Below are 4,298 nucleotides of genomic sequence, written 5' to 3'. Positions count from 1 at the left end.
GTATAGACAATGATATTCCTTATATACAAGGGATTCTCAAGGTTTCACATCAGTTTTGTGTTGCAACAAAACTGCAAAATAATGATAAAATTATATTGCAAATAGAGACACAGGCAGTGAGTGTCGTAGTGCAACAAGATACCCGATTAAAGGGTATGGTTGCGATTCTGTGTAGCAAAGAGCTAAGAAATTCTAAAAAATATTTTGATTATAAAAAGGCATGACGCAAAAGGATTGAGTGATGACAATAAAAATCGAAGGGCAAGAATTTGAAGCATTTGAGGGTGAAACAATCCTCGAAGTTGCTAGACGCAATAATATTCAGATTCCAACGATTTGTTACTTAAGTGGTTGCAGCCCGACTTTGGCTTGCAAAATGTGCATGGTTGAGGTTGGTGGCAAACGTGTGTATAGTTGCAATGCTAAGATTAAAGAGGGCATGAATGTTATTGTTCATAGCGAAGAAATACAAAAAGATAGAAAAGAAATTATGACTACTTATTGTGTGAATCACCCCTTAGAATGCGGTGTGTGCGATAAGAGCGGAGAGTGTGAGCTTCAAGATTTTACACTTTACACTCAAGTGGATACGCAGCAGTTTGGATTGCAAGAATCAGACAAGAAACCGTATAGCTTTGCGCAAAGTTTTTATGATCCAGCACTGTGTATTATGTGTGAGAGATGTGTTACAACTTGCAAAGATAATATTGGTGAGACGAATTTAAAAGCGGGTAAGGCAACTCTTTTTACCCCCGATAATTATAAGGATACTATGGGTAAAGATCCCTATTCTGTGTGGGCAAAAAGGCAGAAAGGTTTGATTGAATTTGTTGGTAAATATGAATGTAAAGATTGTGGGGAATGTATCTCTGTGTGTCCTGTAGGGGCAATGACCTATAAAGATTTCACCTATACGAGTAATGCGTGGGAATTAAAAAAGGTGTATTCTACTTGCGGATTCTGTTCTAGTGGTTGCGGGCTTATTTATAATGTTAAACACCTAGATTCAAAGGGTGATTTACAAAAAGTCTATCGCGTGCAAAATGACTATCTCTATAATCCCATTTGTGGCGTGGGGCGATTTGCTTTTGATGCTGTGTCCATTGGTACACGCAATCTCACTTCTGTATTGCAGGCATTCAAAAGAGCAGATTCCATATTTTTAGGTAGTGATGTGAGTAATGAGGAAGCACTTATTGCCCATCTTATTGCAAAAAAACTTGGTGTTCCTCTTATTAATCGCGAGGCAAGACTTTATCAGATTTTTCAATCACACTTCATTCAGGCAAGCCGTTTTTATCAAGATTCCCTTTCAGAATCGACAAACGATGATGCCCACTCTCAAGCAGGAGTAAGGGCTACAATGTTTGCGACTTTTAGCGATATAGCAACAAGCTCAACGTTGATTGCACTTCATGCCTACTTTAAATATGATGCGCCTTTACTGCGTTATAAGATTAATAATAATCTTAAAATGCTAAAAAATACACAACTTTTAAGTATCGGATTATTCCAGGATTCATTGTTACAAAGTTTGGGCAAGAATGTGATTCAGATGAATGCTAAGCCCAAATATGTAAGTGTTGCTGGGATTTTGGGCTTAGTTTTTGCTAATGACTTGATTGATGATTTTGAATTGTGTTTTCCCTTTGCATTGCAATCTTTTTTGAAAAGTACAGAATCTCAACAAGATTCTCACACCAGCATGGAATCTGATACGACACAAGATACTCCAACCGACACACAATCTATTCAAGATTCTACAGAGCGTTCTGAAGACTTAACACAGCATTCAGCCGATAATCTTAGCCCTTATAATATTCTTCCTCTTTTAGAGGCTTTGCATATAGAAAGTCTAGATTCCTTAAAGCTTGCCAAAAAGGGCGGGGTGCTAATCATCTCTCGTCATACTATTGAAGAATTTATCGCTAGTGATTTACAATATGCTTACGGATATGGGATTGCTTTGCATCATAATGACAAAACAAATCCGCCAAGTATCGCGCAAGCCGTGAGTGCTACCATCGCAGAGGATATTATTAAGCCTGTTGCCAATGTCTTGATGGATACACAAACCAAGATTCAAATCTTTGCACATTTGCTTGCCTTTCTCTCGCAAAAATTGGAATTAAAAATTCTTTATATTCCTAAGGGCGCAAATATTATGGGAATTGCCAATCTTTGTGAGCTTTCTAATGAGGAGTCTCTAGAATCTCAATGCAGTATTGGGATTCGGAGCAAGGGGGATTTTGTGCTTGATTCTAACCTAGACACCATTAAGCCACATTTTCCTCTCCCTACGCTGGCACAAAGTGAGGGCAGCATCACAAATATGGAGGGGCGTGTCTTGCCACTTCATCCAAGTATCCCCTATTTGGATTCTAATCTTGCATCTGCTTTTGACCTAAGCGATATTGCAAGGGAATTAATGGTATTTCATAATAGTGAATTGGAAGATGCTGAATACATGGGAGATTTTACTAAATTTTTGGCAAAATATAGCAGAGGGAATTTTATGTATCAAGAGCTTGGATACCAAGATTTGCAAGCGCACTTTGAGAGAGATGGCAGAGACAATCGCGGCTATAGTTTATTGCTTCGGACTGCGGGAGATAGTCAAATATTATATGAAGGAAACAAGAAACACGCAATAGATTTAAAATTCTCGCTAAGATTAGATTCTATACAACAAGCAGAATTTCATCTTGCTAACCATAATGCAGATAATCAGAATTCAGAACATGCTTGCTCACTGCAAAGCAAACAAAATGATCTCATGCCATTAGGTTTTCATGCAGTGAAACTAGAAACGCAAAATCATTTTAATCTTACCACACTTGCAAGTAAGAATCTTCAATCAAAAAGCGGAATCTATACAAGCGAAAAAATGCTTGCAGCATTAAACCTAAAAAATGGAGATGGGGTTGTTGTTCGTAATCAGCTTGGTGAGATTCATGCACACATTTATTGCGATTATGATTTAGAAGATTCTATCTTGCTTATTTCACCCATGATTGAGGGGGTGGATATTCTCTTTGATACGGGATTTTATACTAATGTGTGTGTAGAAGGTACAAATCAAAGAGAACTTCAAGATGTACAATCGCAATTTCATATAGGGTAAGGAAAGCAATATGGGCTTAACTGCGGAAATTTTTATAACTTTTGTGAAAAATTAGAATTGCGATATGAGTTTAATCCTAAAGATTAGATTCAAGTAATCTTTGTGTAAGCAAAATATATGATAAGTGAAAGGATATTTTATGGGTGCGTTTATTACTGAGACCATCATTAAAGTACTCGTGGTGGTGTTAGTCTTCTCTTTCTTGGGTGGATTTGCGACTTACTTAGAGAGAAAAGTTTTGGGTTTTTTTCAACGTCGCTTGGGTCCTAGCTATGTAGGACCTTTTGGACTCTTGCAATTTGGTGCAGATGCCATTAAGCTTTTTACCAAAGAAGATATTTTGCCATCTGGAGCAAATAAAATTATTTTTGGTTTAGCTCCTGTTGTCGCCCTTGTGAGTGCAATGACTTCTATGGTTGCTATTCCTTTTTTCCCAAATTTCGAGATATTTGGCTATAAAGTAACTCCCATTATTTCAGATATTAATGTGGGCTTACTCTTTTTTGTCTCTGTTGGTGCTGTGGGAATTTATGCGCCACTTTTAGCTGGGCTTAGTAGTGGAAGTAAATATAGCCTCATTGGTGCAGCTAGGGCATGTATTCAAGTGTTAAGCTTTGAAGTAGTAAGCGCTCTTTCTATCCTTCCGCCCATTATGCTCGTGGGTTCTTTATCGCTTGTTGCAATGAATGATTATCAAAATGAGAGCGTGTTGAATTGGTTGATTTTTAAGCAACCTTTGGCTTTTATTATTTTTTTAATTGCAAGTTATGCTGAACTCAATAGGACACCTTTTGATTTACTTGAACATGAGGCAGAAATTGTGGCGGGATATTGTACAGAGTATAGCGGCTTAAAATGGGGCATGTTCTTTATCGCAGAATATGCCCACATGTTTGCTTTCAGTTTTGTAATTAGCCTTATTTTCTTGGGAGGATTTAATCCGATTGGCTTTATCCCGGGGGGTATTGCTATTATTCTTAAAGTATGTTTTTTTATCTTTCTATTTATGTGGGTAAGAGGGACATTACCACATATTCGTCCAGACCAATTAATGAATATGTGTTGGAAAGTGCTTATGCCCATTGCTTTAGTTAATGTGCTTGTTACAGGCATAGTATTATTATAGGAGAAGAAATTATGCAAACAAATACTCAAATATCAAACAATCTTGCTC

The 4,298-nt window shown here is 37.3% G+C and carries 3 protein-coding genes; all 3 read left to right on the top strand.

Annotation, left to right across the window (positions count from 1 at the left end):
• Positions 1 to 224 (top strand): hypothetical protein (locus CQA44_RS12730; protein WP_181881898.1); only part of this gene is annotated, 224 nt, incomplete at its 5' end.
• A gap of 17 nt (positions 225 to 241) precedes the next feature.
• Positions 242 to 3,124 (top strand): 2Fe-2S iron-sulfur cluster-binding protein, encoded by a 2,883-nt coding sequence (locus CQA44_RS11310; RefSeq protein WP_115547324.1) that lies wholly within the window; start codon positions 242 to 244, stop codon positions 3,122 to 3,124.
• A gap of 139 nt (positions 3,125 to 3,263) precedes the next feature.
• Positions 3,264 to 4,250, top strand: a complete 987-nt coding sequence (nuoH, locus tag CQA44_RS11305; protein WP_115547323.1) for an NADH-quinone oxidoreductase subunit NuoH — start codon at positions 3,264 to 3,266, stop codon at positions 4,248 to 4,250.
• The last annotated feature ends 48 nt before the right edge of the window (positions 4,251 to 4,298 follow it).

The organism is Helicobacter sp. MIT 14-3879 (assembly GCF_003364125.1).
Note: the sequence above shows the minus strand (reverse complement) of the source record. Positions and strands in the feature narration are given on the sequence as shown.

Coding starts and splice junctions, on each gene's coding strand:
- CQA44_RS11310 (WP_115547324.1), top strand. CDS start 242: ATGACAATAAAAATCGAAGGGCAAGAATTTGAAGCATTTGAGGGTGAA.
- nuoH (WP_115547323.1), top strand. CDS start 3,264: ATGGGTGCGTTTATTACTGAGACCATCATTAAAGTACTCGTGGTGGTG.